Below are 26807 nucleotides of genomic sequence, written 5' to 3'. Positions count from 1 at the left end.
GGGCGTGATCACCGAACGCAGCCTGCTCCCCGACTTCGTGACCAACACGTACCTCGTGGCCGACAAGGAGGGCGGGACCGCCTTCTTCGTCGACGCGGGAGGCCCCGTCGCGCCGCTGATCGAGCGCGCCAAGGAGCTCGACGTCACCGTCACCCACGTCCTGCTGACCCACCACCACTACGACCACGTCTGCGACCTGCAGGCGGTCGTCGACGCCTACCCGGACGTCGAGGTGCTCTCCAACCCGTCGGAGACCGCGCTGCTGGAGGACCAGTACGCGGCCCTCGTCACCGGCGAGGTGCTGCCCGGTCAGCGACTCACGATCGGCGAGCTCGAGATCGACGTGCTGCACACGCCCGGCCACACGCTCGGGATGCTGTCGCTGCACGTCGGCGGCGAGGTGTTCACCGGTGACACCCTGTTCAAGAACTCCGTCGGCGGCGTCCGCGCCCCGGGGCACACCACGTTCGCGGACATCAAGCACTCGATCATGGAGGTGCTGCTCGCGCTGCCGCCGGAGACCGTGATCCGCCCCGGGCACACCGACCCGACCACGGTCGCCGACGAGTGGGAGCACAACAGCTTCGTGCGGATCTGGCGCGGCCTGGACCCCGAGGGCTCCGCGCCCTGCAAGGCGCTCGACGAGGACGCCACGCTGATCCACCTCGGCGACGACTACGACGGCGGCCACAAGGCCTGGGTGCGCTGGCCCGACGGCAGCGACGACATCGTGCCGGGCTCGAAGATCGAGCAGCTCTAGCGGCGCGGGCGGCGGCGCTCCACCATCGCGCTGCCGCCCCCGCGACGCGCCGGCTCCGCGACCGCCTGCACGCGCCCGTCGGGCAACAGCACCGGGGCGGTCGCCGCCGTCTCCCCGATCAGCGCGCGGCACCGGCCTGCTGTCCGCGCCGTTCGCGCGCGCTGCGCCCCGACGCGTTCGGGCGCGCGGCGAGCGCCGGGGCGGGCGCGGCGACGAGCACGAGGAGCGCGGGGACGAGACGGCGCGACCTGCGGAGCATGTCGCAGGTCCTTCCCGGCCGGGGGCCCGGCGTACCCGTCGCGTAGATTCCCGGTCATGGCGGAGAAGGAGCAGAAGGTCCCGACCAACCGCTACGCGCGCGCCGCGCGGGTCGGGCGGATGGCCGCCTCCCAGTCGGTGAAGCAGATGGGCACGCGCGCGGCCAACACGGTGCGCTCCGACGACGCCGCCCGGCGCGCGATGGAGCGCCGGCAGTTCGAGGCCGCCGAGCAGCTCGTCACCGTCCTGGGGACCATGAAGGGCGCCGCGATGAAGCTCGGCCAGGTGCTCTCGTTCCTCGACGTCGGGATCGTGCCCGAGGAGCACCGCGAGGAGTTCCAGGCGAAGCTCGCCGCCCTGCGCGACGCGGCCCCGAAGGTCGCCTTCAAGGACATGCGCAAGGTCATCGAGGCCGATCTCGGCGAATCGCTCTCCGCGGTCTTCAGCGACTTCGACGAGGAGGCGATCGCCGCCGCGTCGATCGGCCAGGTGTACCGCGCGCGGCTGCGCGAGGACGGTCGCGAGGTCGCGGTGAAGGTCCAGTACCCGGGCGTGAACGCCGCGGTGCGGGCGGACCTCCAGAACCTCGGGATGATCATGCGTCTGATCAGCCGGCTGATGCCCGGCCTCGACACGCAGGCGCTCACGCAGGAGATCCGGGAGCGGGTCGTCGAGGAGCTCGACTACGAGCTCGAGGCGTCCAACCAGAAGCGGCTCGCGCGGATCTACCGCGACCACCCGTTCATCGTCATCCCCGGCGTGGTCTCCGACCTGTGCCGCGAGCGCGTGATCGTCACCGAGTTCGTCGACGGGGAGGGCTTCGAGGCGTTCAAGGCCCGCTGCACCGACGAGGAGCGCGACCGGCTCGGCGAGATCGTCTTCCGCTTCTACTTCGGGTCGATGTACCGGTTCCTGCAGTTCAGCGGCGACCCGCACCCGGGCAACTTCCTCGTGATGCCCGACGGGCGCGTCTGCTTCCTGGACTTCGGGCTGTTCAAGACGATCGACCGGTCGGTCGCCGACGTGGAGACCGCGTCGCAGCGGCTCGCGCACGAGGGGCGCGGGGAGGAGCTGCGCGAGCTGTGGGTGCGCGAGGGGTTCCTCTCCAGCGAGCGCGAGATGGAGGTCGAGCGGCTGCTCGACTTCGTCAGCATGGCGTCGGGCTGGTACACGGAGGACGAGGAGGTGCAGCTGACGCCCGAGCTGGCCTCCGACGTCGTGCTCGGGGTGTCCACGCCGATGGGCGAGCACTTCGCGCGCTTCCGGCACGAGTCGATGCCGGCCGAGTACCTGTTCGGGCGGCGCCTGGAGCACCTGACGCTCGCGGTCCTCGGCCAGCTCGAGGCGAAGGCGAACTTCCACCGGATCGCGCGCGAGTGGGTGTACGGGGACGAGCCGGTCACCGAGCTCGGTCGGCTCGAGGCCGCGTGGCTGGCCGAGCGGCACGGCTGAGCGACGCCCGTCCGCTGCTGCGGGTCGGTCTGCTCGGGGCCGTCCTCGCGGCACTGCTCGTCGCGGTCGGGCTGGGGCTCGACCCCTCGGCGGACGGGCTGCGCGACGAGGTCGACCGCACGGGCGCGTGGGCGCCGGTCGCGTTCGTCGTGGCGGGCGGGCTGCTCACGGTCTGCCTGTTTCCCGGCCCGCTGCTGGCGGGCGCGAGCGGCCTGCTGTTCGGCACCGCGCTGGGCACCCCGATCACGATCACCGCGTTCGTGCTCGGCGGCGCGCTCGCGTTCTCGCTGGCGCGCTGGTGGGCGCACGACGCGGTCGTCGAGCTCGCCGCGCGCTGGGCGCGCCTGGGTGCCGTGCGCGCGTGGATCGGCCGCCGCGGCTTCCTGTCGGTGCTGTACGCGCGGATCGCGCCGGGCGTGCCGTACAGCCTCGTCAACTACGCGGCCGGCCTTGCGCCGGTGACGCTGCGCGCGTTCGTCGCCGCGACCGCCCTGGGCTGCGCGCCGCGCGCGTTCGCCTACACCGCGCTCGGCGGGTCGCTCGACGACCTCGGCTCGCCCGAGGCGATCGTCGCCGTGGCGGTCCTGGTCGCCATGGCGGTCGGCGGTCTCCTGCTCGCCCGCCGCGAGGCCGCGTAGCGGCGCCCGGCGCGGGCGCTGCGCCCGAGGCGCCCACGCGCCCGCTGCGCCCACGCGCCCGAGGCGCCCACGCGCCCGCTGCGCCCGAGGCGCCCAGGACGGGTTTTGGGTGATCTGGGTGCCATATCTGGGTCCCGGATCACCCAGTACGGACTGGTCGGGCGCGGCGGGGCTCGGTCGGCCGGTGCGTTCGCGCGTGCCCAGGCGCTGGCAGTCCGGCGAGCCGTCCCACCCCACACCGCGCGTTCTGGGTGGTCTGGGTGCCACATATGGGTCTCGGATCACCCAGAACGGCCTGGTCGCGGGGGCGGCGGTCTCTGCCCGCAGCGCCGCGTGCGCGGCGCCCGCGGCGTGCGTGTGCCAAGCGCCCCGTCCGGGCGAGCGCCCGCGCTCCCGCCGCCCGTGGCGCCCCGGGCGCGATTCTGGGTGATCTGCAGGCCATATATGGGTCCCGGATCACCCAGAACCCGCTTGCGGGCCCGCGCGCCCGCCCGCCCCGCCCGCGCCCGCGCGTCAGGCGACGACGACCGCGGTGCCCGTGCGCGCGAACGCGTAGACGACGGGTGCCTCGGGGGCCGGGACGCGCACGCAGCCGTGCGAGGCGGGGAAGGCCGGCACGTCGGACCACTCGTGGAAGGCGATGCCCTGGTTGAAGTACGACGCGTACGGGAGGTACACGCGGTAGGGGACCGACCACGACCGCAGCTCCTTGCGGGTCACCGTGTAGCGCCCGGTCGGGGTGGCGTTGGCGCCCGCGCCGGTCGACACGTGGATCGCGCGGACGGTCCGGCCGCCCTCGATCAGCAGGATCACGCCGCGATCACGGAACACCTCGATCCGCCGCGCCGGGCCGCCGAGCCGCGGACGGGGCACGCCCGCCTGGGCGAGCTTCGCCTGCGTCATCGGGCCGACGACGCCGTCGCGCTGCAGCCCGTGCCACGCCTGGAACGCGGTGACCGCCTGCCGCGTGCGGTAGCCGTCGATCCCGTCGACCGCGTCGGCGGGGAGGAAGCGCAGCTCCGCGAGTCGCTGCTGGATCTCGCGGACGCCGGGGACGACCGGGCCGGCCGCCGGCGCGGGCGCGGTCGTCGGGCCGGGCGTGGTGCCGAACGTGGGCCGGGGCGGCTGGTAGTCCTGGCGGTCGAGGTCGTCCTCGACGACGGTGTCGCCGACGAGCACGCGCGCCCCGGTCACGTCCCCGAACTGCGTGACGGTGTACAGCAGCTGGCCGAGCCTGGCCCGCAGCAGGGACGTCTGGTCGGGCGTGCGCTCCGCGGCCGCGACCGGCACGCCTTGCAGCAGCTCGCGCGACATCGACAGCCGCACCCGGCCGCTGCCGGTGATCGTCAGCGACGAGACCCGCAGGCCCTTGGGCAGCTGCGTGTCGATGCCGCGGGCGCGCTCGGCGGCCGTCGGCCCGCGCAGCAGCGCACGCAGCGTCGGCAGCACGGTGGAGCCGCCGGCGGGCAGCGTGCGGGTGACCGTGCGGAACTGCTCCCCGGTGGTGAAGTAGAGCCGGGCGCGCTCCGACGCCCCCGCACCCGCGGGCAGCGCGCCGAGCGTCGCGAGCGCCACGAGCGCCGTCGCGACGGTGCGCGGTCCCCGGTTCACGACGGCCAGGTCTCGCCCGGCTGGGGCAGGACCTGCACCTGGAACAGGGAGGTCGACCCCGGCCGGCCGCTCGGCAGCCCGGCGGTGATCCCGACGCGCTGGCCGGGCTGCAGCCAGCCGAGCTCCACGACCCGCCGGGCGGCGTCGGCGATGAGCTCCTCGGTGACCTCGTGGCGGCGCAGCGACGCGGCCCGCACGCCCCACATGAGGCCGCAGCGGCGCACGGTCTCCTTGCCCGGGGAGAGCGCGTAGATCGGCACGTTGGGGCGGTGCGCGCTCACGAGCCGCACCGAGCGGCCCGACAGCGTCGGCACGACCAGCGCGTCGAGCTCGAGGTCCCGCGCCGCCTCGCACGCGGAGTGCGCCACGGTGTAGGAGGGATCGCGGGCGTCGCGGGCGACGCGCGACTCGTTCCAGCGCCGGTAGGGCGCCTCCTTCTCCGTCTGCCGCGCGATCGCGTCGAGCATCGCGACCGCCCCGACGGGGTACGCGCCGACCGCGGTCTCCTGCGACAGCATCACGGCGTCGGTGCCGTCGAGGATCGCGTTGGCGACGTCGGTGACCTCCGCGCGCGTCGGGCGCGAGGAGTGGACCATCGAGTCGAGCATCTGGGTGGCGGTGATCGCCGGGCGCGCCAGCGACCCGGCGAGCCGCAGGAGGCGCTTCTGGACCATCGGCACCTCCTCGATCGGCAGCTCGATCCCGAGGTCGCCGCGGGCGACCATGACGCAGTCGGCGGCGCGCAGGATCTCCTCGGCGCGCGCGACGGCCTGCGGCTTCTCGATCTTCGCGATCAGCGGCACGCGCGTGTGCTCGCGCACGGACGTGATGTCCTCCGGGCGCCGCACGAACGACAGCGCGACGAGGTCGACGCCGATCGCCAGACCGGCCTTGAGGTGCTCGAGGTCCTCCGCCGGGACGGCGGGAAGCTGGTCGACCGGACCGGGGATGTTCAGCCCCTGCCGGCTGGCGACGCTGCCGGCGATCTCGACCTCGGCGTCGACCTCGCCGGGGCGGGAGGCGAGCGTCCGCAGCCGCACCGTGCCGTCGGCGAGGTAGAGGACGTCCCCGGGCTCCATCGCGTCGGCGAGGCCGTCCCAGGTGATGCTCATCCGCGTCGCGGTCCCGGGGGGCGGGTCGTCCTCCCCGCAGGTGAAGGTGACGACGTCCCCGAGGTTCAGGTCGACGCGGTCGTCGGCCAGCGGGCCGATCCGCAGCTTCGGGCCGGGGAGGTCCTGGAGGATCGCGACGGGGCGCCCGGCGCGGTTGGCGGCCTCCCGGACCATCTGCGCGGTCTCGCGGTGCTGGTCGTGGGAGCCGTGGCTGAAGTTCAGCCGCACCACGTCCATCCCCGCGTCGACCATGCGGGCGAGGGTCTCCGGATCCCGGGAGGCGGGGCCGATGGTCGCGACGATCTTCGTTCTGCGCATGACTGCACCGCACCCTACTCGCGCGCACGGCGCAGATCGTGAACCTCGCGCGACGGTCCCCCGGGTCGGCCCGGGGGACCGTCGCGCTTCCCTCTAGGAGAGGTCGACGGCGCGCGGCAGCGTGAACGTCGGGAACGTCTTGGCGTTCCCCGCGGTCTTGCGCACGCGCGTCCCGAGCCGGTACACGGCGGCCAGCTGCCCCTCGGGGGCGGGCACGGTCACGCGGAAGCTGCCGTCGGAGCGGGGCTTCACGCGCGCGACGACCGCCATCTTCTTGCAGGACACCCGGCGCGTGACGGTGATCGTCGCGGCCGGACGTGCGAGCGGGCGGGTGACGCGGCCGGCGATCGTGACCTTGCCGTCGCGGACGGAGACCCCGCTGACGACCATCCGCCGCTCGAGCTTGAGGTCGAGGGACTTCTCGCGTCCGACGACCGCCTGGTAGCGCGCGCGGTTGCCGGAGCGCACGCTCCGGGAGGGCAGCGGCGCGGTCGCGCGGAAGCTGCCGTCGGGGGCGATCCGCACCCGCGCCACGATCCGGCCGGTGGCGAGGAAGCGGATCGACACGGTCTTCCCGGCGAGCGCCCGGTCGGCCGCGCCGATGAGCGAGACGCGGTCGCCGCGCGCGATGACGTCCTCGAGCACGAGCCGCCGCGTGGTGCACTGCAGCGCGAGGTCGGTGGTGGTCGGCGGGGTGACCGCCGGGGCGGGCGGGGTGCAGTCGGCGCCCGCGGTGTTCACGCGCGCTTCGCCGATCGTCACGTCGGCGATCGCCTGGTTCAGCACGCTGATCTGGACGCGCAGCGCCTGCTGGGTGAGGACGCCGTCCTCCGCGCTGCGGCCGCCGGCGGTGATCTTCACGTTGGCGACGGTGGCGGGCACCTCGATGTTCGGGAGCGCGTCGAGCAGCGACTGGATCAGCGGCCGCAGCGCGGTGTTCACGAGCCCGCTGACGAGCGGGGTCCCGGTGAGCGTGTCGAGCGTGGCGGTGGGCAGGAGCGCCAGCGGGTCGAGCCGCGACGGGTCGATCGAGGCGGTGTCGATGAGGTTCAGCGTGTCCTGCAGCGCGGAGTCGACGACGACCGGCTGTCCGAGGACCTTCAGCCCGGTGACCGAGGAGGTCGAGAACGGGACGGCCTTCCCGTCGGTGCAGCGGGCGCCCGCGTAGGCGAGCACGGCGTCGGCGGAGACGATGCTGTCGGGCAGCCCGCCGTTGGGGAGCAGCTGGGCCAGCGCGGGCCGCAGGTCCAGCGAGAGGTTCGGGACGCCGAGCAGCGACGCGACGGGCGCGAGCAGGCCGTTCAGCGGCACGAGCAGCGGCTGCACGGAGTCCAGGACGGTGTCGACCGGCAGCTGCAGCGGCAGGCCGAGCGCCCCGATCTTCACGTCGGCGAGGCCGCCGATGGCGAGGGCGGTGCGCAGGTCGGGGCGGTCGGCGGGACCGCCGGAGATCGTGCGGGCGACGACCGCGGACGCGGCGAGCGGCGCGGGCAGCACCCCGGTGAGGCCGCCGGTGGCGTTCTGGCAGGACGCCTGGCCGCGGTTGGCGGAGGCGGGCTCCAGCGACGCGGTGCCCAGGACGACGCCGCGCAGCGCGCTGGCGTCGCAGTTGAACGGGTTCGTGGCGGTCTGCGCGCCGGCCGGGGCGGCGGCGGCGAGTCCGGCGCTCGCGACGAGCGCGAGGGCGAGACGACGGCTGGGGTGGTGTCGGTGGGCCGTGGGACGGGCCATTGCAGTGCCTCCATGACTGCCGGGTTTCGGAGCTGCCAACCGCGCGACGGGCGGGAGGTTCCGGCGCGGTGGACGGCCCTGGACGGATATCGGCAGGCGGGTCCCCGGTCTGAAGGGCTATCCGTCCAGCAGGTCGGTGATCCGGCGGCCCTGGCGTCGGCGCTCGAGCGCGACGGGCAGCGCGCCGTCGCCGGTCGGTGCCGCGCCCGGGGCGGGCTCGCCGGTGCGCCGGTCCAGCCCGGAGCGCCGGTCGTTCGCGGCGCGCGGTCCGGGGATCCAGAGGATCGCCTCGGGACGGGCGGGGTCGCGCTGCGCGCGGCTGACCGACGCGCGGCGCTCCCAGGCGGGCGCCTCGGTCGCGGGGGCGGGGAGGCCGAAGAGGCCGCGCAGCTCGCGGTCGACGCGGGGGCTGAGCACGCCGTGCTCGGGCAGCCGCGGCCCACGGTCGATCTGCCGGCCGGGGTAGGGGCACCACACCCGGCCGCCACCGGCGACCGCGCCCTGCACGGGCACGGCGCACAGCCCGCCGCTGCGCCCGCGCCGACGGACGAGGAAGAAGCGGTTGTGCCCGTCGTGGCGGGAGACGAGGATCGCGGCGATCGTGCCGATCCGGCGTCCCTCGACGTCGTCGATCCGTGCGCCGGCGAGCGCGTGCACGTCGTCGTCGTGGCGGACGGCGCGCATGCCCGGCGGGAAGCCGTACATGCGCCCGCCGGGGCCGTACATGGTCTCGCTCATCCGTGGCGTCCCATCCGCCACGGGATTCTAGTGCAACAGTGACCGCTGTCGCAGGAACGCGATCTGGGCGGCGGCGAGCCGCGCGGGCTCCTCGCCGACGAACGGATCGAAGTGGTCGTGGTCGTAGCGGTGCAGCTCGGCGTGCGGCGCGCGCCGGGCGAGCGCCTCGATCCCGGCCGCGGGGGCGCTGACGTCGCGCTCGCCGAGCGCGATCCACACCGGCACGCGGATCCGCGCCGCGGTGATCCACGGGGCGTGCAGCGCGACCGTGGCGAACAGCCCGGGCGAGATCTCGTTGCGCCACGGCGAGTCCGCCGGGACGGCGCGGGCGAAGCCGTCGGCCTCGCCGGGGAGCGTCATCGCGGCGCGGGAGCCCGGCTGGGCGGTCACCGGGATCGTCGTGTGGCGGCCGGCGAGGTCGGCGAGCGCGCGCGGCAGCAGCCAGGCGATGTCGCCCGGGCCGGCGCTCAGCACCCGGCGGGGGCCGTCGACGAACGGGCAGACGAGGAGCCCGGCCGCGAGGCCGTGGTCGCGCTGCAGGAGCTTCGTGACGTGCCCGCCGGAGAAGCTGAAGCCCCAGGCGACGACGCGCGCGGGGTCGACGTCGTCACGGCCGCGCACGTAGGCGAGCGCGTTGCGCCAGTCCTCGAGCTGCTCGCCGGCCCGGAACCGCTGGCGGGGCGTGCCGCCGCTGTCGCCGAGGAAGCGGTGGTCGAAGACGAGCACGCCGGCGCCCGCGTCGCTGAGCGCCTGCGCGTAGGCGGGCAGCCCGTCGTGGCGGGTCATGCTGAAGCCGTTGGCCATCACGACGCAGGTACCGCGCTCCCCGTCGGCGCGGCCGGCGGCGGGGTACCACCAGGCGGCGATCCGCTCGCCGCCGCTGGTGAACCAGACGTCCTGGCGACTCACAGCACGAACTTCCCGTTCTCCTGGAAGACCTCGCCGTCGGCGGTGAGGCGGCCGCCTCCGCGCAGGTCGCAGATGAGGTCCCAGTGCAGCGCGCTGCGGTTCTTGCCGCCGGTCTCGTCGTAGCTGCGTCCGAGCGCGCAGTGCACGGTGCCGCCGATCTTCTCGTCGAAGAGGATGACGCCGACGGGGCGGTCGATCCCGAAGTTCGTGCCGATGCCGAGCTCGCCCAGGCGGCGGGCGCCGTCGTCGGTCGCGAGCGCCTGCTGGAGGTACGCGTCGCCGACGTCGGCGCGGGCCTTGACGACCTCGCCGTCGCGGAACTCGAGCTCGACGCCGGACACCTCGACCCCGGCGGGGGACGACGGCACGTCGAAGCGGATGTGCCCGGTGGCGCTGCGCTCGTGCGGGCCGGTGAAGACCTCGCCGGAGGGCATGTTGCGCTTGCCGTCGGAGTTCACCCAGCCGCGTCCCTTGACCTTGAGCCGCAGGTCGGTGCCCGGTGCCTCGATCCGGATCTCGCTCGCCGGCGCGACGCGCCTGATGAGTTGGTCCTGGAAGTGCCCGAGCTCGTTCCAGGCCGCCACCGGTCCGGCGGGCCGGTCGAGGAACAGCGCGCCGCGCACGAACGTCGCGAACTCGGTGAGGCTCATGCCGGCGCCCGCGGCCAGCGACGCGGTCGGCCACAGGCTCGTGCACCAGCGCTTCTTCATCGTCGCCTCGGAGACGGGCCCGCGGGCGCGGCGGGCGCGCATGAGCTTCTGCGGGTCGAGGCCCTGGAGGGCGTGCACGTCGTCGGGGGCCTGGATCGCCACGGTCGCGTCGAGCTTCTTCGCCTCGGTGAGGGTGAGCTGCGGGAAGTCGTCGAGCTGCCAGTCGGCGGCGTGCTCGTAGTACCCGCGGGTCTGTCCCGGGAGCTCGACGCGCAGCAGCGGCCAGCCCTCGCGCTGCAGGATCGCGCGCTGCAGCTCCAGCAGCAGCGGGGCGGCGAGCGTCGTCGAGCGGACGGTGACCTGCTGGTGGGGCTCGACCTCCAGGCAGTAGCCCGCGATGAGGTCGGCGAACGCGGCCGGGTCGACGATGCCCGCGACCGTCGCGGTGTCCTCCTCGTGGCTCACGCGGCCGCCCAGCCCGCCGCGAGCGTGTCGAGCGCGGGGGCGGCCTCGCGCCCGAGCAGCGTCGCGAGCGCGGTGACGAGCCGCTCCTGCGGCTCGGGGTTCGCGCCGACGCCCATGACCCCGACGCGCCAGAGCCGGCCGGCGAGCGGGCCGAGGCCACCGGAGATCTCGATGCCGTGGTCCTGCAGCAGCGCGCCGCGGACGGCTGCCTCGTCGACGTCCGGCGGGGGCGTGACCGCGAGCAGCGGGTGGAGCTGCTCGCCCTCGGGCGCCAGGCGCGGCAGCCCGAGCACCGCGAGCGCGTCGCGCAGCGCGGCGTGCGCGGTGGCGTGCCGGTCCCAGCGCGCCTGCAGGCCCTCGTCGTGGACGAGCTCGAGCGCCTCGTGCAGCGCGTAGACGCTGTTGATCGGGGCGGTGTGGTGGTAGGCGCGCGCGCCGCCCGCGGCGCCGCCGTCGCGCCAGTAGCCGAGCACCAGCGAGAGGTCGAAGTACCAGGAGCGCGAGCCGCCGTCGACGCGCTGCATCGCCCGGTCGCCGAGCGTGAACGGCGCGAGGCCGGGGGGGCGCGTTGAGGCACTTCTGGCTGCCGCTGAACGCCGCGTCGACGCCGCTCGCCTCGAGGTCGAGCGGGTGCCCGGTGAACGAGGTCACGCAGTCCAGGAGGAACAGGGCGTCATGCTCGCGGCAGGCGTCGGCGATGCCGTCGAGGGGCTGCGCGACGCCCGTGGACGTCTCGCCGTGGACGACGAACGCCGCGGCGGTGTCGCCCGCGTGGATCGCGGTGACGAGCTCCTGCGGGTCGATCGCCCGGCCCCACTCGGCGTCCACCCGCACGACGTGCGCGCCCTGCCGGCCGAGCGCCTCGGCCATCCGCTGCCCGAACAGGCCGTGGATGCCGCAGACGACGCGGTCCCCGGGCTGCACGAGGTTGGCGACCATGAGGTCCATGCCGCCGCTGCCGGTCGCGCTGACCGGGAACGCGACGCGGTTCGCGGTCCGGAACGCGGTGCGCAGGCCGTCGGCGACCTCGTCCATGAGGGCGCCGAACGCCGGGTCGAGGTGCCCGATCGTCGGCCGGGCGAGGGCGTCGAGGATCTGCTGCGGGACGGGCGACGGGCCGGAGCCGAGCAGCAGGCGATCAGGGACGGTGACGGGCATGGCGCAACCCTACGGGGCCGCGTTGTCCGGGGCGGAGCCTGCGGCGCTCCCAACCCGCCCTTGCGGTCGCCGCGGCGCCGCGGGGAGCATGCGGGCATGAGCTCCTCCGTCCCCCGCCACGACGTGATCGTCGTCGGCTCCGGTCTCGGTGGCCTGACGACGGCGGCGTGCCTCGCCGCGTGCGGCCGCTCGGTCCTCGTCCTCGAGCAGCACGAGATGCTCGGCGGCTGCTCGCAGGTGTTCCGCCGCCGCAAGGCCTGGGAGTTCGACGTCGGCGTGCACTACGTCGGTGGCTGCGTCCCGGGGTCCGACGGCCTCATCCCGACGGTCCTGCGCGGTCTCGGGGTGGAGGACCGGATCGCCTGGTCGCGGATGGACGACGCGGGGATGGACACGGTCCAGCTGCCCGAGCACGCGTTCCGGGTGCCGACCTCGTGGGAGGGCCTGGCCGACAACCTCGCCGCCGCGTTCCCGGCGGACGCCGACGGGCTGCGCCGCTGCGTCGCCCACCTGCGCCTGATCGGGGAGGGGTTCGACCGCATCAACGACGTGCCGCACGCGGTCGGCGCGATGTTGCCGCTCGCGCGCCGCCCGCTCGAGCTCGCGCAGATCGTGCGCGGACTCGAGCAGCCGATCACCGCGCTGTTCGCCCGCAACGGGCTGAGCCCGCAGGCGTCGGCGGCGCTGGTGTCGCTGGTGCACCTGCACAACACGCCGCCGGACCGCACGCCCGCCCTGCTCGTCGCCGCGCTGCTGCGCCACTACTTCAAGGCGGGGGCGTTCTTCCCGACGCAGGGCGGTCAGGTGCTCGCCGCGAACCTCACGGAGGTGATCCGCAGCCACGGCGGCGCGGTCCGGACGAAGGCGCGCGTGCGGTCGATCGACGTCGTCGCCGGTCGCGTGACGGGGGTGACGCTCGACGAGGGCGAGCGGATCGCCGCGGACGTCGTCGTCAGCAACGCCGACGCGCACCGCACGTTCCTGGACCTCGTGGGCCCGGAGCACCTGAAGGCCCGGACGGTGCGGCGGATCCGGCGGTTCGAGCGGCCGCACTCGATCTTCTCGCTGTACCTCGCGGCCGACATCGACCTGTCGGCGACGCGGCCGGCGACGAACTACGTCCTGCACCGCCGCTACGACCAGCAGACGACCTTCGACCTCATGGACCGTGGCCGGTGGGACCCGGACGGCTGGCTGGCGATCAGCTCCCCGACGCTCAAGACCGGCGGCGTGCGGCACTTCGGCACGCCGGGCCACTCGTCGATCGAGGCGTTCACGACGGTCCCGGACGATCCGGCGTTCTGGGGCGGCGGCGATCCGTACGCGGGCGAGGACTACGAGGACCGGCCCGCCTACCAGGAGCGCAAGGCCGAGGTCGAGGCGGTCATGCTCGAGCGCACGCTGGAGGCCCTGCCGGAGCTGCGCGGGCACGTGGTCTGGCAGGAGTCCGCGACGCCGCAGACGCACGAGCGGTACACGCTCTCGCGGATGCCGTACGGGCCGCTCAACAGCAAGGAGCAGATCGGGCCGGGGCGGCGGCTGCCGGTCCGCACCGAGATCGACGGGCTGTACCTGGCGGGTGCGTCGACCGTGTTCCTGTACGGGATCGCGTTCACGATGCGCGGCGGCGTCGGCACGGCGTCGGCGATCGTCGGCCGCGACCTGATGGCGGCGTTCCACGGCGGCGAGGTGATCGCGGACCGCGCGGCGCTGCCCGACCACGGCCCCGACTGGGACCCGTTCTTCGTCTGCCGCCGGCACGCCGTCAAGCGGGGCCGCGCCCGCCGTGACGGGGAGGTCGTGTCCGCCGCATAGCATCGGCCGATGGGCGAGGACCTCGACGACGCGGCGCTGCGCGCCTTCGCGCTCGCCGCGCTGCCCGACCTCGAGGCGCTCACCGACGCGGTGTCCGCCGCGATCCTCGACCGCCAGCCCGAGCTGGCGGGCCCGGACGGCGCGCTGCGGGAGCTGGTGCGCTCCACCTCGCGGGCGAACGTGCAGGCGATCGTCACGACCCTGGCGGGCGGCATGCCGGCCGACGGGCTCGACGTGCCCGAGGGCGCGCTGGAGCTGCTGGACCGGCTCGCCGCGCAGGAGGACGCGCTGCCGGTGATGCTGCGCGCCTACCGGCTCGGGGCCGCCGCGCTGCTGCTGCTGTGGCTCGACCGGATCGCCGCGAGCGGGGCCGACGCGGCGGCCCATCACCGGCTGGCCCGCGCCTCGGCGGACCACCTGGCCCGGTACGTCGACCGGATCAGCGAGCTGATCGTGCGGCGCTGGTCGGCGATCGCCGCGGAGGCGGCGGTGTCGGGACGGCGGCGCGAGGCGCTGCTGCGCGCCCTGCTCGCCGGGGAGCCCGCGGACCCCGCGCTGCTCGACCACCCGCTCGACCGCGCGCAGGTCGTCGTCGCGGTCCGCGCGCCGACGGGCGGCCCGGCGGCGGCGGTCGGACGGGTCGCCGCGGCGCTCGCGGACCCGCCGCGGATGGGGCTCGACCTCGTCGACGGCGCGCACGTCAGCTGGTTCGCCGTCGTCGCGGACGCGCGCCGGGCGGCGGCGACCGCGCTCGCCGCCGTGCCGGCCGGGACCTGGTGCGTGGTCGCGACCGTCCGTCCCGGCGTCGGGGAGCTGGTGGGCGGTGCCCGTGACGCGCTGGTCGCGCTGCGCGCCCTGGAGCGGATCCATCCGGGCGGCGCCGCGGTCGCCTACCCGGACGTGGCGGTGCTCGCCGCGCTCCTGGCCGACGAGGACGCGGCGCGCCGCCTGGTCGCCACGGTCCTCGGGGAGGAGCTGGGCGCCGCGACGCCGCGGGCCGTGCGGCTGCGCGAGACGCTGCGGGCGTACTTCGACGCGGGGGAGCGCAAGACGGGCGCGGCGGCGCTGCTCGGGGTGCACGAGAAGACCGTCAGCCACCGGCTCGCGCAGGCGCAGGAGGCGCTCGGCGCACCGCTGGCGCAGCGCCGGACCGACCTGGTGACCGCGCTGCTGATCGACCGCGCGCTCGCGGCCTCGTAGGACGGCCGCCGCTCAGGGCGCCGCGACGTCCGGCAGGTGCTCGGCGAGGTGCTGGCGCAGGCCGTCGCGGATCGCGTGGCGCTCGTCGCGGGTGGCGACGCGCAGGCGTCGCAGCAGGTCCTTCTGCCCGCTCGTGGCGACGCCGGCGACCTCCCAGCGGACGACGAGCCGCTCGAACAGGAACTCGACGGCGCGCGCCCAGCGGTCCTCCTGGGTGGCGGCGGCGGTGGAGCGGAAGCCCTTGAGCAGCTGCTCGTACTCGCTGCGGGTGCCGGGGGACATGCCGAGCCGCAGCGTCAGGACGCCGTGCTCGCCGATCGTCCGGGTGACCTCGGGCTCGGCGTCGAGGTCGAGGTCGAGGTCGATCCCGAGGTCGGCGAACGAGGACGGTCCGTCGTCGGCGGGGCCGCCGCGGCGGCGCGAGCGCTTGCCCATCAGGTCGTCTCCGCCGCTCGCAGGAGCTGGGACTCCACGTCGCCGCTGATGCCCTCGGCGTGGCCCGGCCACGCGGCCGCGGGCCGGAGCGCGGCAAGCTTGCGGATCGACGCGCGCGCCTGCTCGTGGTCGAGGTTGAACGCGCGCAGGGGCACGCGCGGCGCGCCGTGCTGCCCGGTCTCGGGATTGGCGGTGTAGAAGACGTCGCTGCTGAGCGCGAGCCGGTCGGAGGACCGCCAGAGGGCGATGAGCCCGTCGGCGTGCCCGGGGCAGTGGACGACCTCGAAGCCCGCGACCGCGTCGCCCTCCTGGACGGTCCCGGCGATCTCGACGGGGCCGCCGTCCCACGTCTTCAGCAGGTGCGGGTACAGCCATCGCGCCGGCGGCTTCAGCAGCGAGAGGTCGAACCCCGAGAAGCCGCCGTCGCCCTGCGCGATGGCGACGTCGTCGGGGTGGCAGAGCACGGGGACGCGCAGGCCGGGCGCGGCGCCGCGGTGGTCCTGATGGCCGTGCCCGAGGACGACCTGCTTGATGCCGCCGAGCGCGGCGCCGGCCCGCGCGACCGCGGCGGTCATCGCGCGGATGCCGGCGTCGAAGACGACGATCCGGCCGTCGGCGGGGTCGCGCACGAGGTAGACGTTCATCGACCGCGGGATGCCGCCGCGCACGAGCCACACGCCGTCGGCGATCTCCTCCGGGCGGCTGCCGGCCAGGCGGCGGGTCGCGCGGGTCCGCGCGTTGGCCGCGGCGGCGAGCCGTCCGTAGGCGGGGGTGCCGGGCTCGGGCAGCAGGCCGATCTGCCGGGCGAACGTCATGCCGTCGGTGTACGCGTTGTTCTCGACGATCAGCCCGTCGCGGACCTGCAGCTCGTCGATCCCCTCGAGCCGGATGCGCGCGCCGGTGGCGGCGATCCCCTGGTAGGCCTGACCGGTGAACGTGCCGGTCGCGACCCAGCGCACGGCGACGCGCTCGCGCTGCACGGTCTTGGCGACGACCTCGAACCGCAGGTCGGGCACGGCGGCGAGCAGCCCGCCGAGGAAGGCGCGGACGCCCTCGGGCGCGACGGTGTCGACCTGTCCGCGGACGTGCTCGCGTCCGCCCGGCGCCCAGAGCGCGACGGCGGCCTCGAGATCGTGTCGGGCGATCGCGTCGAAGTACGCGTCGGCGACCTTCGTCGGGGTGGCGGCCATCGCGAAATCCTAGACTCCCGGCGGTGTCCTCCCCCCTCCCACAAGCGCGAGGTGGGGCGTGGCGAGCGCGTCATGCCCGGCGTCTGGCGTCTGCGTCTGCCCCTGCCGTGGCCCGGTGTGCCGCACGTCAACGCCTGGGCGGTCGCCCGCGGTGACGGGATCGTGCTGTTCGACTGCGGCATGCACGAGCCGGGGTCGCTGGCGCACCTGGAGCGCGCGCTCGCGCAGGTGAACCTGCGGCTGGAGCACGTGCGCCTGCTGGTCTGCACGCACGCGCACTCCGACCACTACGGGCAGGCCGCCGCGATCATGGCGCGCAGCGGCTGCGAGCTGTGGATGCACCCGGCGGTGGAGCACATGACCGCCAACGCGTCGGATCCGGACGCGGCGATCGAGCGCCGGATCGAGGTGGCGTTGCAGTCCGGGGTGCCGGAGGCGCCGCTGCGCACGTACGCGGCGGAGGCGAAGACGCGCGGCTACGGGATCGAGGAGGTCGTGGTGGCGGACCGCGACCTGGTCCCGGGCGTGGTGGTGGAGACCGACCTGGGGCCCTGGACCGTCCACGAGACGCCCGGGCACGCGCCCTCGCACGTGTGCCTGCACCAGCGCGACCGGCGGCTGCTGATCAGCGGCGACCACCTGCTCGGCCGGGTGTCGCTCTACTACGACTACGGCTACTCGCCGGACCCGGTCGGGGAGTTCCTGTCCTCGCTGGACGTCGTCGAGCGGCTCGACGCGCGCCTGTGCCTGCCGGGGCACGGCCGGACGTTCACCGACGTGCAGGCGCACATCGACGCCAACCGCGAGCTCGTGCACGAGCGGCTGGACCGGGTGCAGCTCGTGCTCTCGGAGCACGGGCCGATCACGGCGTTCGACGCGCTGCCGCGCGTGTACGGGGACGCGACGAGCGCGCTCAACGCGGCGTGGCGGATGACGGAGACGCTGTCGTACCTGACGCACCTCGAGGCGCTCGGCCGGGCGGCGCGGGTCGCGGGCGAGCAGGGGGCTCCGGAGCGGTGGGAGGTCGCCCCTACCCAACCTTGACACGACCGTGTTAAGGTTCGCCGCGAGATGAGGATCGACGAGCTTCTCGCCCGCAACGGCGACCCCACGTTCTCCTTCGAGTTCTTCCCGCCGAAGACCGAGGCGGGGGAGGAGAACCTCTACGCGGCGCTGCGCGAGCTGCAGCCGCTGGAGCCCGCGTACGTCAGCGTCACCTACGGCGCCGGCGGCAGCACCCGCGAGAAGACGATCGAGATCGTCTCCACGATCAAGGAGAAGTTCGGCCTCGAGGCGATGGCGCACTTCACCTGCGTCAACGCCACGACCGACGACCTGCGCGGCGCGCTGGACCAGCTGCGCGACGCGGGCGTCGAGAACGTCCTCGCCCTGCGCGGCGACCCGCCCGCGGGCGAGACGCGCTGGACGAAGACCGACGGCGGCCTCGAGTACTCGCGCGAGCTCGTCGAGCTGCTCGCCGCGGAGTACCCGGAGTTCGCGATCGCCGGTGCGGCCTTCCCGGAGACGCACATCGACGCCGTCTCGCCCGAGGCCGACCTCGAGTACCTCAAGCAGAAGGTCGACGCGGGCGCGACGTTCCTCGTCACCCAGCTGTTCTTCGAGAACCGCTTCTACTTCGACTTCGTCGAGCGCGCCCGCGCGGCCGGGATCACCGTCCCGATCATCGCCGGGATCATGCCGATCACGAACGTCGAGGGCATCAAGCGGATGACGACGCTGTCGGGCTGCGCGCTCCCCGCGGGCCTCGAGCAGGCGCTGGACGCCCGCCGCGAGAACCCGGAGGCGGTCGCCGAGCTCGGCGTCTCCTACGCGACGCTGCAGTGCGCCGACCTGCTCGCCGGCGGCTGCCCCGGCATCCACTTCTACACGCTCAACCGCTCGCCCGCGACGCGCGCGATCCTCAGCGCCCTGAAGCTCTGGCGCCCGTGGGAGCGCGCGACCGGCCTCGCCGTGCCGCCGGAGAAGGCGACCGCCTGAGGCGGCCGGCTCACGGCCCGAGCTCGATCTCCAGACCCTCCGCGACCAGCGGTCGGCCGTCGAGCTCGTACTGCACGTCCACCGAGTCGTCCTGCCGGTAGGTCCCGACGCCCCACGCGCCGAGGAACCAGCGCCAGCCGCTCACCCGGTCCTTGCGCAGCTCGCGCCCCGGGAAGACCAGGAACCCGTCCTCGACGAGATAGTCCTCGCCCTCCCGCTGCGGCACGCCGCTGACGAACACCCGGAACGGCGGTCGCACCTGCGGCGGGAGGCGGACGATCGAGCGCGGGCCCGGCATCCCCGAACCGTACCTTCCAGAGCCCCCCATGAACGACCTCCACGAGACCGACGAATCCCGCCTGCGCGGCCTGCGACGGATGCAGGCGGTGGCGCTCGGCCTGCTGCTGCTCGCCGCCGCCGTCTACGCGCTGACCTTCGGGCAGGACGGCGCGCTCGGCTACGTCAACGCCGCCGCCGAGGCGTCGATGGTCGGCGCCGTCGCGGACTGGTTCGCGGTGACCGCGCTGTTCCGTCACCCGCTCGGGCTGCCGATCCCGCACACGGCGCTGATCCCGCGGCGCAAGCAGCAGCTCGGCCGCAGCCTCGAGTCGTTCGTGACCGAGAACTTCCTCACCGCCGAGATCGTCCGCGACCGCGTGCTCGACGCGGAGCCCGCCCGTCGCGCCGGTACCTGGATCGGCCGCCCGGAGAACGCGGCGCGCGTCGTGCGCCGCGCCGCGCCGACGCTCGCCCGGGGCCTCGACGGCCTGCAGGAGGACGAGGTCCGCGCGATCGTCGAGCAGGCGGTGCTACCGCGCCTGGCCAACGAGTCGCTGGCCCCGGTCGTCGGGCACGTGCTCGAGCGGGTCCTGGACGACCGCGCCCACACGGTCGTCGTCGACCTCGTGATCGTCGAGACGCACGACTGGCTCGTCGACAACGCCGACACGGTCACCGAGCTCGTCACCGACCGGCTGCCGGAGTGGTCGCCGCGGTTCGTCGAGCGCGGCGTGTCCCGTCGCGTCTACCGCGAGTTCGTGCGGTTCGTCGCCGAGATCCGCGACGACCCGCACCACCGGGCGCGTGCCGCCGCCGACGAGCTGCTGCGCCGCCTCGCCCGCGACCTGCAGCACGATCCGCGCACCCGCGCCCGGGCCGACGAGCTCAAGCGCCGGATCCTCGCCGGCCGCGCCGCGGCCGACGCGGCGACGTCGCTGACGCTCTCCGTGCGGGAGGCGCTGACCGCCGCGCTGCGCGACGAGCGCGGCGCCCTGCAGGAGCGCGCGAGCGTCCTGCTCGCCGACCTCGGCGCCCGGCTCCTGGCCGACGATGCGCTGCGCGCCCGCGTCGACGAGCGCACGGCAGAGGCCGTCACGTCCCTCGTCGACACCTACGGGGCCGAGCTGACCACCGTCATCACGCACACGATCGACCAGTGGGACGGCGACGAGGCGGCGCGACGCCTGGAGCTGATGGTCGGCCGCGACCTGCAGTTCATCCGCATCAACGGCACCGTCGTCGGCGGCCTCGCCGGCCTGCTGATCCACGCGCTGTCCGAGCTGCTCTGAGCCCCCGCGCGACCGGCGCGGGCCCGTCGGCACCGGGTCGTACCCTTGCGGGCCCGTGGCGTCCCGGCCCTCGCACGACATCCCGTACACGATCCGTCGCTCGCCGCGGGCGCGGCGCGTGCGGGTGACCGTCGACCCGCGGGAGGGCGTCGAGGTCGTGCTCCCGGCCCGGGCGCGGGAGGCCGAGGCGGAGCGCGCGATCGTCGAGCTGCGCCCGTGGATCGAGCGGCGCCTGGCCGAGCAGGCCGCGCTGCTCGCGCGGTTCGAGCGGCCGCCGGGCGTCGTCCCCTACCTCGGCTTCGACCTGTGGCTGCGCGAGGAGCCGGGCCGCACCCGCGTGCACCGTCGCGGCGACGTGCTGCTCGTCCCGCCCGCCGCGGCCGGGCAGCGCGACGCGCTCGAGCGCTGGTACCGGCGCGCCGCCCGCGGCGAGATCGGGCCGCGCGTCGACGCGGCCGCCACGCGCCTGGGGCGGACCGTCACGCGGCTGACGATCCGCGACCAGAAGACCCGCTGGGGCTCGTGCACCTCCGACGGGGCGCTGAGCTTCAACTGGCGGCTGCTGCTGGCGCCCGAACCGGTCCTCGACTACGTGATCTGGCACGAGGCGTGCCACCTGGTCGAGATGAACCACGGCCCGCGGTTCTGGGCGCTCGTGGCCCGGCACTGCCCGGGCTACCGCGAGCCGCAGCGCTGGCTGAAGGCCAACGGCGCCGGGCTGCACCTGTAGGCAGGGCGCCTCGGCGCGCGATCCGCGTTCGCCGCCGCGATGCGCCGGGTACCGACCCGCAGGCATGCGCCGGGTCACCGCACTCACCCTCGTCCTGCTCGCCACCGTCGCGCTGTCCGCGTGCGGGTCGGGCGAGGACTCCGGCTCCCGCACCCTGACCTGGTTCATCGCCAAGCAGCCCGGCGGTGCGCTCGACGTGCTCGCCGACCGCTGCAGCCGGCAGTCCGACGGCCGCTACCGGATCCAACTCGAGTACCTCCCCAGCCAGGCCGACCAGCAGCGCGAGCAGCTCGTCCGCCGCCTCGGCGCCGAGGACGACACGATCGACATCATCGGCGCCGACGTCGTCTGGACCGGCGAGTTCGCGAACGCCGGCTGGCTGCGCCCCGTTCCCGCCGCCCGGCGCGCGACGCTCACCCGCGGCGTCTTCGACAGCGTCCGCCGGACGGCGACCTTCGAGAACCGCCTGTACGCGGCGCCGCTGTGGTCCAACACGCAGCTGCTCTGGTACCGCAAGGACCGGGTCGACCGGGCGCCGCGCACCTGGGACGAGCTGCTCGACGAGGCCGACCGGCTCGGCGACGACGGGGTCGTCGCGATCCAGGGCTCCCGCTACGAGGGCCTCGTCGTGCTGGCGAGCGCGCTGATCAACTCCGCCGGCACGCGCGTCCTCGACGGTCCGGACCGCCTCGGCCTGCGGCGCGCCCCGACCGTGCGCGCCCTGGAGATCCTCGCGCGCCTCGCCCGCACCCACGGCACCGCCGACATCGACACCTCCGACGAGGACTCGGCGAGCAAGAGCTTCGAGGCGGGCACCGCGACGTTCGAGCTGAACTACCCGTTCGTCTACCCGGCCGCGAAGGCCAACGCCCCGGCCGTGTACGAGCAGATGGCCGCGGCGAAGTACCCGCGCGTCGACCCCTCGCGGCCGAGCAACCCGCCGCTGGGCGGCTTCAACCTCGGCGTGTCGTCCTACGCGAAGGACCCGGACCGCGCCTGGGACGCGATCGAATGCCTCGTCTCGTCGCGCAACCAGCTCGAGGTCACCAAGCGCGAGGGCCTGCCGCCCGTGCGCCCCGACCTGTTCGACCGTCGCACGGTGAAGGACGCCTACCCGGGCTTCGCCCGCACGATCCGGGAGTCGATCGAGGACGCGGAGCCGCGCCCGTCGGAGTCGCCCGCCTACCAGGACGTGTCGCTGGCGATCCAGCGGGCGCTGCACCCGCTGACGAAGCTCGACCCGGCCAAGGCCTACGACGACCTGCGCGAGAAGGTCCAGCAGGCGATCGACCGCGAGGGGCTGCTGTAGATGGCCCGCGCGTCGGGCCCGAAGCCGGTCCTGTCCGAGCGCGCCCGCGCCGAGCGGCGGCTGGGCCTGCTGCTGTGCGCCCCCGCGGTGGCGGTGATGCTGCTCGTCACCGCGTACCCGATCGGCTACGCGGTCGTCCTCTCGCTCCAGGAGAAGGACCTGCGCTTCCCGGGCGAGGGCGGCTTCGTCGGCCTGGCCAACTACGTCACGGTCCTCACCTCGGAGCTCTGGTGGACCGCGCTGTTCAACACGGTCGTGATCGCGGTCGTGTCGGTGGCGATCGAGCTCGTGCTCGGCCTCGCGCTCGCGATGGTCATGCACCGGGCGATCTTCGGCCGCGGCGTCGCGCGCACCGCGGTCCTGATCCCGTACGGCATCGTCACGGTCGTCGCCGCGTTCGCGTGGTTCTACGCCTTCGACCCGTCGGCGGGGTTCGTGAACGGGCTGCCGTTCGTCGACGACGACAAGGCCTGGTTCGGGGAGCGGTTCTCCTCGATGGTCGTGATCGTCATGGCGGAGGTCTGGAAGACCACGCCGTTCATGGCGCTCCTGCTGCTCGCCGGTCTCACCACGATCGACGAGAGCCTCTACGAGGCGGCGAAGGTCGACGGCGCGAACGCGTGGCAGCGGTTCACGCGGATCACGCTGCCGCTGATGCGGCCGGCGATCCTCGTCGCGCTGCTGTTCCGCACGCTGGAGGCCTTCCGGGTCTTCGACTCGATCTTCGTGATGACCCGCGGCGCGCAGGACACCGAGTCCGTGTCGATCCTCGGCTACAACCAGCTCATCTCGCGGTTGAACCTCGGGCTGGGCTCGACCGTGTCGGTGCTGCTGTTCGTCCTCGTCGTGGCGATCGCGGTCGTCTTCACGCGCGGCCTCGGCACCCAGGCCCCGGGCCGGGAGGTCTAGCCGTGCGGTCCACCGGTCGCGAGAAGCTCTTCTGGACCGTCGGCCTCGCGGCCGTGCTGATCAGCGCGCTGACCCCGGTCCTGTGGCTGCTGATGCTGTCGTTCAAGACGCCCGCGACGGTCGGGGACGGGCGGCTCGTCCCGGCGCAGTGGACGCTGGACAACTACACGACCCTGTTCGAGGGCGGGCTCGACTCGCCGCTGCTGCGGCCGCTGATCAACTCGATCCTCATCGCGCTGATCGCCACGTCGATCGCGATCGTGCTCGCGTCCTTCACCGCCTACGCGATCGCGCGCCTGGAGTTCCCGGGCCGTCGCGCGATCCTCGCCGGCGCGCTGGCGATCGCGATGTTCCCGCCGATCTCCACGGTCGGCCCGCTGTTCGACATGTGGCGGGCGCTGCACATCTACGACACGTACCTCGGGTTGATCATCCCGTACCTGACGTTCGCCCTGCCGCTGGCGATCTACATCCTCGTCGCGTTCTTCCGCGAGATCCCGTTCGACCTCGAGGAGGCCGCCCAGGTCGACGGTGCCACGCCGTTCCAGGCGTTCCGCAAGGTGATCGTGCCGCTCGCCGCCCCCGGCATGTTCACGGCGGCGATCCTCGTCTTCATCTTCTGCTGGAACGACTTCGTCTTCTCGATCTCGCTGACCTCGTCGGACGCGTCACGCACGGTCCCGGCGGCGATCGCGTTCTTCACCGGGGAGTCCCAGTTCACCGCGCCGACCGGCAACATCGCCGCCGCCGCGATCCTGGTGACGATCCCGATCATCGTCTTCGTCCTGATCTTCCAGCGCCGGATCGTGGCGGGGCTCACGTCCGGCGCCGTCAAGGGGTAGGTGGCAGCACACATGGCCGGCATCACGCTCGACCGCGTCAGCAAGGTCTACGACGACGGCTACGAGGCCGTCAAGGAGGTCTCGCTGGAGATCGCCGACGGGGAGTTCGTGATCCTCGTCGGGCCCTCGGGCTGCGGCAAGTCCACGGCGCTGCGGATGATCGCGGGACTCGAGGACATCACCAGCGGCGAGCTGCGGATCGGCGACGAGGTCGTCAACGGCCGGGCGCCGAAGGACCGCGACATCGCGATGGTCTTCCAGAACTACGCGCTGTACCCGCACATGACGGTGCGGGACAACATGGGGTTCGCGCTGAAGCTCGCCGGGGTGGCGAAGGAGGAGATCGACGCGAAGGTCACCGAGGCCGCGAAGGTCCTCGACCTCGACGCGCACCTGGACCGCAAGCCGTCCCAGCTCAGCGGCGGTCAGCGCCAGCGCGTCGCGATGGGTCGCGCGATCGTCCGGGAGCCGAAGGCGTTCCTGATGGACGAGCCGCTCTCGAACCTGGACGCGAAGCTGCGGGTGCAGATGCGCACGGAGGTCTCGCGGATCCAGGCGCGCCTGGGCACCACGACGGTGTACGTCACGCACGACCAGGTCGAGGCGATGACGCTGGGCGATCGCGTCGCGGTGATGCGCGCCGGCGTGATCCAGCAGGTGGACGCGCCGCGGGTGCTCTACAACGAGCCCGCGAACCTGTTCGTGGCGGGCTTCATCGGCTCACCGGCGATGAACTTCTTCGCCGCGGACGTGACGGACGGTCGCGTGGCGCTGCCGTTCGGGGAGGTGCCGCTCCCGGACCGTCTGCGCGGCGTCGGCGACCGGCACGTCCTGGTCGGGATCCGGCCGGAGTCGTTCGAGGACGCGGCGCTCGTCGGCGAGCATCACGAGGGCGCCGCGTTCACGTTCACCGAGACGATCGAGCTCGTCGAGTCGATGGGCTCGGAGCTCTACGCGTACTTCACCCACGAGAGCGGCCGGGCGGAGAACGAGGAGCTCGCCGACGTCGCGGCGGACGCGGGCCTCGGCGAGATCCCGTCGGCCGCCGACACGGGCCGGGTCACGGCGCGCCTGGCGCCCGAGTCCGAGGCGCGCGAAGGACGGCCGCTGGAGCTGTGGCTGGACGTCGAGCGCCTGCACCTGTTCGACCCGGACACGGGGCGGCGCATCACGGGCTGATCGTCCCGGACGGCGGGCGTCCCGGCCGTCTAGGCGCCGAGCGCGCGACGCAGCGCCCGGTAGGCGTCCTCGCGGCCCTGCGGCGCGACGGGCTGCTTGCGCACCCGGCCGGTCCAGGCCTGCGCCGAGCCGTCCCCGCGCACGTCGATGCCGGCGTGGCGCGGACCGCCGCGCAGCTCGCCGCGCACGACGACCTGGGCCTCGGGCCCGTAGTCGCGGCCGAGCACGGTCGTGTCGCCAGTGCGCCCGACGGCGGTGGCGGTGGCGCGCAGCTCGCGTTCGAGGACCGCGAGCGCCTCGTCGAGGTCTGGGCAGGGGTGCTTGTGCACCTTCCCGCGCACGCGGACGACGACGGTCAGCGCCATGTCAGCCGGCGCCGTCGGTCCGCTGGTCGGTGACGACGGGCGCCGCGCCGGGCTCGACGTCCTCGTCGGGGTCGACCTCGGGCGCACCCTCCGACAGGGCCCGGCGCCGGGGGATCCGGGCGGCGGCTGCCGCGGCCCGGTCGGCGACGGGCTTGGCCGACGCGCCGATGATCCGGCGCTCGGCCGCGCTCATGTCCGGCCACGCCGCGCGCAGGGCGGCGAGCGCCGCCTCGGCCTCGTCGAGCAGGTCGCGCGCGTGGGTGAAGACGCCCTCGTCGAGGGCCTCCTCCGCCTCGCCGATCTTCAGGCCGGCCTCGGCCAGCAGCTTCAGGTGGGCATCCATGGGGACGCCGACCCTAGCGGCCGCTCAGGCGGCGGCGAGCAGCTCGGGGATCTCGGCGCGCGGGCGGGTGCGCTCGGTGCCGAGGTCGAACACGAGGCGGACCTCGCCGCCGTCGCGGCGGATCTCGAGCACCGGCCCGGCGTTGCCGAAGAGGCGCTGCGCCCCGGTGTTCTCGGCGAGCATGATCGCCACGAAGCGGCGGATGCCGCGCTCGCGCCCGGCCTCCATCAGGAGCTCGAGCAGCTCGCGGCCGACGCCCTGGCCCTGGAACGGGTCGCCGATCGTCATGGCGACCTCGGCCGCCTCCGGGTCGTCGGTCTGGCGGACGAACCGCGCGACCCCGACGAGCTTCGACGGGTCGTCGGCGAGGACGGCCACGAGCGCCTCGTGGTCGACGTGGTCGACCTCGGTGAGGTAGCGCAGCTCCCCGGCGGAGAGCTTGTTGCGGGTGGAGAAGAACCGCAGGTACGACGACTCGCGGGACAGCTGCGAGACGCCCCAGGCGATCAGGGCCTTGTCGTCGGGGCTGACCGGCCGCACGAGGACGCGCCGACCGTCGCGGAGCGACATGAAGCGATATCCAAGAAGTTGCGCGAACACGTACTCAACGGTACGCCGATCGGAGCGAACGTGTGTGCGTGCGGTCACCGACTGACGCCGGCGTCAGCTTCAGGCGCGCGTGAGCCAGAAGAAGAGCGGCGCGTCGCCCTTGCGGTCCATCAGCCCGAGGACGGTCCGCTCGTCCACCCGGCGGAAGTGGTCGAACACCGGGTGCTTGTCGTAGACCATCGTCGCGGTGACGACGCCGCGGTGCTCGACCGCGCGCAAGGTCGCCGCGCCGAGGATCGGGTTCGCCTCCCGGCCGCCGTCGGCGGTCCGGCAGACGATCGGGTCGACGTCGTCGCGACCCCGGAACGACTTGCCGGCCCACCCGAGCGCGCCGAGCTGCTGCTCGCCCGGGTGGCCGGTCACGATCACGCCGCCGTCCCACTCGCCCAGCATCTCCTCGCAGTCGACGGCGTCGAGCGCGTCGAAGAGGGCGTGGGCGTCCGCGACCGGCACGGGGGTCCCGCCGGCGGCGAGCTCCCGGAACCGGTCGGCGTGGGCGGCGGAGGGGGCCATCG

At 74.4% G+C, this 26807-nt stretch carries 28 protein-coding genes and 1 pseudogene; 13 read left to right on the top strand and 16 right to left on the bottom strand.

The annotated features are described in order from the left end of the window. Positions 1–4: 4 nt before the first annotated feature. Complete coding sequence (locus GKE82_RS12220; protein WP_154733469.1) at positions 5–760, top strand: MBL fold metallo-hydrolase; 756 nt, start codon at positions 5–7, stop codon at positions 758–760. 118 nt (positions 761–878) lie between these two features. Here the strand turns inward: GKE82_RS12220 and GKE82_RS12215 are convergent, their stop codons facing one another. Continuing rightward, complete coding sequence (locus GKE82_RS12215) at positions 879–1019, bottom strand: hypothetical protein (protein WP_154733468.1); 141 nt, start codon at positions 1017–1019, stop codon at positions 879–881. Between the two features lie 56 nt (positions 1020–1075). Between GKE82_RS12215 and GKE82_RS12210 the strand changes: the two genes are divergently transcribed. Both GKE82_RS12210 and GKE82_RS28425 read left to right on the top strand, forming a co-directional pair. Further along, a complete protein-coding gene (locus tag GKE82_RS12210; protein WP_154733467.1) occupies positions 1076–2470 on the top strand; it encodes an AarF/ABC1/UbiB kinase family protein in 1395 nt (464 codons plus the stop codon). Further along, on the top strand, positions 2446–3108 hold the full coding sequence (locus GKE82_RS28425) for a TVP38/TMEM64 family protein (protein WP_154733466.1): 663 nt from the start codon (positions 2446–2448) through the stop codon (positions 3106–3108). Before GKE82_RS12210 ends, GKE82_RS28425 begins: the two co-directional genes overlap by 25 nt. A 513-nt stretch (positions 3109–3621) precedes the next feature. Here the strand turns inward: GKE82_RS28425 and GKE82_RS12200 are convergent. From GKE82_RS12200 to GKE82_RS31425, 8 genes and pseudogenes are all read right to left on the bottom strand, one after another. After that, a complete protein-coding gene (locus GKE82_RS12200; protein ID WP_196189190.1) occupies positions 3622–4719 on the bottom strand; it encodes a L,D-transpeptidase family protein in 1098 nt (365 codons plus the stop codon). Beyond that, on the bottom strand, positions 4716–6149 hold the full coding sequence (gene pyk / locus GKE82_RS12195) for a pyruvate kinase (RefSeq protein WP_154733464.1): 1434 nt from the start codon (positions 6147–6149) through the stop codon (positions 4716–4718). Before pyk ends, GKE82_RS12200 begins: the two co-directional genes overlap by 4 nt. Positions 6150–6242: 93 nt before the next feature. Then, complete coding sequence (locus tag GKE82_RS12190) at positions 6243–7880, bottom strand: hypothetical protein (RefSeq protein WP_154733463.1); 1638 nt, start codon at positions 7878–7880, stop codon at positions 6243–6245. A 117-nt stretch (positions 7881–7997) separates the two neighbouring features. Then, the gene (locus tag GKE82_RS12185; RefSeq protein ID WP_154733462.1) at positions 7998–8618 is read right to left on the bottom strand and encodes a hypothetical protein; all 621 of its coding nucleotides are present in this window, start codon (positions 8616–8618) and stop codon (positions 7998–8000) included. A 27-nt stretch (positions 8619–8645) separates the two neighbouring features. Further along, positions 8646–9527 carry an alpha/beta fold hydrolase gene (locus GKE82_RS12180; RefSeq protein WP_309233568.1) on the bottom strand — a complete coding sequence of 294 codons (882 nt, stop codon included), beginning with the start codon at positions 9525–9527 and terminating at the stop codon, positions 8646–8648. Beyond that, positions 9524–10642 carry an aminopeptidase gene (locus tag GKE82_RS28420; protein WP_309233567.1) on the bottom strand — a complete coding sequence of 373 codons (1119 nt, stop codon included), beginning with the start codon at positions 10640–10642 and terminating at the stop codon, positions 9524–9526. Before GKE82_RS28420 ends, GKE82_RS12180 begins: the two co-directional genes overlap by 4 nt. Beyond that, complete coding sequence (locus GKE82_RS28415) at positions 10639–11166, bottom strand: hypothetical protein (RefSeq protein ID WP_230316156.1); 528 nt, start codon at positions 11164–11166, stop codon at positions 10639–10641. The genes GKE82_RS28420 and GKE82_RS28415 overlap by 4 nt, the downstream gene beginning before the upstream one ends. A 97-nt stretch (positions 11167–11263) precedes the next feature. Beyond that, a pseudogene (locus tag GKE82_RS31425) lies at positions 11264–11677 on the bottom strand (aminotransferase class V-fold PLP-dependent enzyme); the annotation flags it as partial. Positions 11678–11896: 219 nt separating this feature from the next. Between GKE82_RS31425 and GKE82_RS12170 the strand changes: the two are divergent. Then, entirely contained in the window at positions 11897–13615 is a 1719-nt protein-coding gene (locus GKE82_RS12170) for an NAD(P)/FAD-dependent oxidoreductase (RefSeq protein ID WP_154733460.1), read from the top strand. A gap of 9 nt (positions 13616–13624) precedes the next feature. After that, complete coding sequence (locus GKE82_RS12165) at positions 13625–14815, top strand: helix-turn-helix domain-containing protein (RefSeq protein ID WP_154733459.1); 1191 nt, start codon at positions 13625–13627, stop codon at positions 14813–14815. A gap of 12 nt (positions 14816–14827) precedes the next feature. On the opposite strand, the gene GKE82_RS12160 is transcribed toward GKE82_RS12165, so the two are convergent. After that, a complete protein-coding gene (locus tag GKE82_RS12160) occupies positions 14828–15250 on the bottom strand; it encodes a hypothetical protein (RefSeq protein ID WP_154733458.1) in 423 nt (140 codons plus the stop codon). Continuing rightward, positions 15250–16440 carry an ester cyclase gene (locus GKE82_RS12155; RefSeq protein ID WP_154733457.1) on the bottom strand — a complete coding sequence of 397 codons (1191 nt, stop codon included), beginning with the start codon at positions 16438–16440 and terminating at the stop codon, positions 15250–15252. The genes GKE82_RS12160 and GKE82_RS12155 overlap by 1 nt, the downstream gene beginning before the upstream one ends. Positions 16441–16557: 117 nt before the next feature. Here GKE82_RS12155 and GKE82_RS12150 point away from each other — a divergent pair, with 117 nt between their 5' ends. Beyond that, positions 16558–17484 (top strand): MBL fold metallo-hydrolase, encoded by a 927-nt coding sequence (locus GKE82_RS12150; RefSeq protein ID WP_309233566.1) that lies wholly within the window; start codon positions 16558–16560, stop codon positions 17482–17484. Between the two features lie 27 nt (positions 17485–17511). Continuing rightward, the gene (metF, locus tag GKE82_RS12145; protein WP_107567157.1) at positions 17512–18438 is read left to right on the top strand and encodes a methylenetetrahydrofolate reductase [NAD(P)H]; all 927 of its coding nucleotides are present in this window, start codon (positions 17512–17514) and stop codon (positions 18436–18438) included. A gap of 10 nt (positions 18439–18448) precedes the next feature. Here the strand turns inward: metF and GKE82_RS12140 are convergent, their stop codons facing one another. Next, on the bottom strand, positions 18449–18736 hold the full coding sequence (locus tag GKE82_RS12140; RefSeq protein WP_107567156.1) for a hypothetical protein: 288 nt from the start codon (positions 18734–18736) through the stop codon (positions 18449–18451). A gap of 28 nt (positions 18737–18764) precedes the next feature. On the opposite strand from GKE82_RS12140, the gene GKE82_RS12135 reads away from it, so the two are divergent. The 6 genes from GKE82_RS12135 (at position 18765) to GKE82_RS12110 (ending at position 24975) form a co-directional block, all read left to right on the top strand. Continuing rightward, the gene (locus tag GKE82_RS12135; RefSeq protein ID WP_199223841.1) at positions 18765–20006 is read left to right on the top strand and encodes a DUF445 domain-containing protein; all 1242 of its coding nucleotides are present in this window, start codon (positions 18765–18767) and stop codon (positions 20004–20006) included. A gap of 55 nt (positions 20007–20061) precedes the next feature. Beyond that, positions 20062–20736 (top strand): M48 family metallopeptidase, encoded by a 675-nt coding sequence (locus GKE82_RS12130; protein WP_107567155.1) that lies wholly within the window; start codon positions 20062–20064, stop codon positions 20734–20736. Between the two features lie 64 nt (positions 20737–20800). Continuing rightward, on the top strand, positions 20801–22045 hold the full coding sequence (locus tag GKE82_RS12125) for an extracellular solute-binding protein (protein ID WP_154733455.1): 1245 nt from the start codon (positions 20801–20803) through the stop codon (positions 22043–22045). Beyond that, entirely contained in the window at positions 22046–22954 is a 909-nt protein-coding gene (locus GKE82_RS12120) for a carbohydrate ABC transporter permease (RefSeq protein ID WP_107567153.1), read from the top strand. 2 nt (positions 22955–22956) lie between these two features. Continuing rightward, positions 22957–23796, top strand: coding sequence for a carbohydrate ABC transporter permease (locus GKE82_RS12115; RefSeq protein WP_233243701.1), 840 nt, complete (start codon positions 22957–22959; stop codon positions 23794–23796). Positions 23797–23808: 12 nt separating this feature from the next. Further along, positions 23809–24975, top strand: coding sequence for an ABC transporter ATP-binding protein (locus tag GKE82_RS12110; RefSeq protein WP_154733454.1), 1167 nt, complete (start codon positions 23809–23811; stop codon positions 24973–24975). 29 nt (positions 24976–25004) lie between these two features. On the opposite strand, the gene GKE82_RS12105 is transcribed toward GKE82_RS12110, so the two are convergent. The 4 genes from GKE82_RS12105 to GKE82_RS12090 form a co-directional block, all read right to left on the bottom strand. Further along, positions 25005–25340: a hypothetical protein gene (locus tag GKE82_RS12105; protein WP_154733453.1), complete on the bottom strand. Its 336-nt coding sequence runs from the start codon at positions 25338–25340 to the stop codon at positions 25005–25007. Between the two features lies 1 nt (position 25341). After that, on the bottom strand, positions 25342–25683 hold the full coding sequence (locus GKE82_RS12100) for a hypothetical protein (RefSeq protein WP_107567150.1): 342 nt from the start codon (positions 25681–25683) through the stop codon (positions 25342–25344). Positions 25684–25707: 24 nt separating this feature from the next. Then, positions 25708–26253: a GNAT family N-acetyltransferase gene (locus tag GKE82_RS12095; RefSeq protein ID WP_154733452.1), complete on the bottom strand. Its 546-nt coding sequence runs from the start codon at positions 26251–26253 to the stop codon at positions 25708–25710. 99 nt (positions 26254–26352) lie between these two features. Next, a complete protein-coding gene (locus GKE82_RS12090; RefSeq protein WP_107567148.1) occupies positions 26353–26805 on the bottom strand; it encodes a DUF4334 domain-containing protein in 453 nt (150 codons plus the stop codon). Positions 26806–26807 lie beyond the last annotated feature (2 nt).

This window comes from Conexibacter sp. W3-3-2, assembly GCF_009707605.1.
Taxonomy (GTDB): domain Bacteria; phylum Actinomycetota; class Thermoleophilia; order Solirubrobacterales; family Solirubrobacteraceae; genus Paraconexibacter; species Paraconexibacter algicola.
The sequence above is the reverse complement of the archived record's forward strand: the minus strand, read 5'-3'. Positions and strand labels throughout refer to the sequence as shown.

Coding starts and splice junctions, on each gene's coding strand:
- GKE82_RS12170 (WP_154733460.1), top strand. CDS start 11,897: ATGAGCTCCTCCGTCCCCCGCCACGACGTGATCGTCGTCGGCTCCGGT.
- GKE82_RS28415 (WP_230316156.1), bottom strand. CDS start 11,166: ATGCAGCGCGTCGACGGCGGCTCGCGCTCCTGGTACTTCGACCTCTCG.
- GKE82_RS12160 (WP_154733458.1), bottom strand. CDS start 15,250: ATGGGCAAGCGCTCGCGCCGCCGCGGCGGCCCCGCCGACGACGGACCG.
- GKE82_RS12215 (WP_154733468.1), bottom strand. CDS start 1,019: ATGCTCCGCAGGTCGCGCCGTCTCGTCCCCGCGCTCCTCGTGCTCGTC.
- metF (WP_107567157.1), top strand. CDS start 17,512: ATGAGGATCGACGAGCTTCTCGCCCGCAACGGCGACCCCACGTTCTCC.
- GKE82_RS12185 (WP_154733462.1), bottom strand. CDS start 8,618: ATGAGCGAGACCATGTACGGCCCCGGCGGGCGCATGTACGGCTTCCCG.
- GKE82_RS12095 (WP_154733452.1), bottom strand. CDS start 26,253: ATGTCGCTCCGCGACGGTCGGCGCGTCCTCGTGCGGCCGGTCAGCCCC.
- GKE82_RS12210 (WP_154733467.1), top strand. CDS start 1,076: ATGGCGGAGAAGGAGCAGAAGGTCCCGACCAACCGCTACGCGCGCGCC.
- GKE82_RS12110 (WP_154733454.1), top strand. CDS start 23,809: ATGGCCGGCATCACGCTCGACCGCGTCAGCAAGGTCTACGACGACGGC.
- GKE82_RS12165 (WP_154733459.1), top strand. CDS start 13,625: ATGGGCGAGGACCTCGACGACGCGGCGCTGCGCGCCTTCGCGCTCGCC.
- GKE82_RS12190 (WP_154733463.1), bottom strand. CDS start 7,880: ATGGCCCGTCCCACGGCCCACCGACACCACCCCAGCCGTCGTCTCGCC.
- GKE82_RS12140 (WP_107567156.1), bottom strand. CDS start 18,736: ATGCCGGGCCCGCGCTCGATCGTCCGCCTCCCGCCGCAGGTGCGACCG.
- GKE82_RS12120 (WP_107567153.1), top strand. CDS start 22,046: ATGGCCCGCGCGTCGGGCCCGAAGCCGGTCCTGTCCGAGCGCGCCCGC.
- GKE82_RS12105 (WP_154733453.1), bottom strand. CDS start 25,340: ATGGCGCTGACCGTCGTCGTCCGCGTGCGCGGGAAGGTGCACAAGCAC.
- GKE82_RS12155 (WP_154733457.1), bottom strand. CDS start 16,440: ATGGCCGCCACCCCGACGAAGGTCGCCGACGCGTACTTCGACGCGATC.
- pyk (WP_154733464.1), bottom strand. CDS start 6,149: ATGCGCAGAACGAAGATCGTCGCGACCATCGGCCCCGCCTCCCGGGAT.
- GKE82_RS12125 (WP_154733455.1), top strand. CDS start 20,801: ATGCGCCGGGTCACCGCACTCACCCTCGTCCTGCTCGCCACCGTCGCG.
- GKE82_RS12090 (WP_107567148.1), bottom strand. CDS start 26,805: ATGGCCCCCTCCGCCGCCCACGCCGACCGGTTCCGGGAGCTCGCCGCC.
- GKE82_RS12135 (WP_199223841.1), top strand. CDS start 18,765: ATGAACGACCTCCACGAGACCGACGAATCCCGCCTGCGCGGCCTGCGA.
- GKE82_RS12100 (WP_107567150.1), bottom strand. CDS start 25,683: ATGGATGCCCACCTGAAGCTGCTGGCCGAGGCCGGCCTGAAGATCGGC.